Raw genomic sequence first — 811 nt, 5'->3', positions numbered from 1 at the left:
GCCGTGGTGAAGAGGAAGACGCTGTCCTCCAGCGCCTCCACCCGATGCCTGCGCTCGGGCAACGTCAGCAGATCACCGGGCAGGGCCTCCCACGAGTTTCCCCCGGCCACCAGGCGCACGTGACCGAGCAGCACCTGCACGGTCACCTCACCGGGGTGTTCGTGCTCGTGCATGTGCTCGCCGGCCCGCAGCGCCATCACCGTCTGCCGCAACGCCCGCTCGCGTCCACCGTGGACAGTCGCGGCACTGCGGCCGCTCGAAGCGTCTCGCGCCAACGTGAGGTGGTTGTGCGCCAACGCGGTCAACGACGTTTTCACGGACGCGGCGCCCGGAGGTGCTTGCGCGCCTCCAGCTCGTCCGGTTCCACCACCGTCAGCATCGGCTGGCCGGGTGCGCAGAACATCGTGACCACGAAAGCGGATTCCTCCTCGCTGAGGTGGTTGCCGTCCTGGTAGTGGATGACGTCGCCACCCGGCTCCCAGAACGTCTCGCCCGCGCGGACGACCCGCTCCGGCTCGCCTTCGAGCTCGAAGACGATGGCGCCCCTGAGGACGTAGCCGTACGCGGGACCGGAATGCCGGTGTGGCGGTGCACCGGGGCTGCTCGGCGGCAGTGTCACGAGGATCGTCATGGCTTCCGCGCCGTCCGGGATCTGCGGGGCTCCCGGCACGGTGCCGATGACCTCGATCTTCGGTGGCGGGCCGCTCTTGTCGGGGTTCTCCAGGTGATGAGTGTGTTCGTGGCTCATGTCAGCTAGACCGGACACCCGGCTGATTTGTGACACGCAGGTGCTCGCGTGCCTCCAGCTCCT

At 68.6% G+C, this 811-nt stretch carries 2 protein-coding genes; both read right to left on the bottom strand.

What is annotated here, in order from left to right; genetic code table 11:
* A partial coding sequence (locus tag ABFX45_RS46205) for a cupin domain-containing protein (RefSeq protein WP_346137431.1) occupies nt 1-317 on the bottom strand: 317 nt, incomplete at its 3' end.
* A complete protein-coding gene (locus tag ABFX45_RS46200) occupies nt 314-748 on the bottom strand; it encodes a cupin domain-containing protein (RefSeq protein WP_346137430.1) in 435 nt (144 codons plus the stop codon). The genes ABFX45_RS46200 and ABFX45_RS46205, both read right to left, overlap by 4 nt.
* Between the last annotated feature and the right edge of the window lie 63 nt (nt 749-811).

It is taken from the genome of Lentzea roselyniae (assembly GCF_039537795.1).
Lineage (GTDB): Bacteria > Actinomycetota > Actinomycetes > Mycobacteriales > Pseudonocardiaceae > Lentzea > Lentzea atacamensis.
This window is presented reverse-complemented; position numbering and strand designations above follow the sequence as displayed.

What these genes read in the sequence shown, in the direction of transcription:
- ABFX45_RS46200 (WP_346137430.1), bottom strand. Translation starts at nt 748, where the DNA reads ATGAGCCACGAACACACTCATCACCTGGAGAACCCCGACAAGAGCGGC.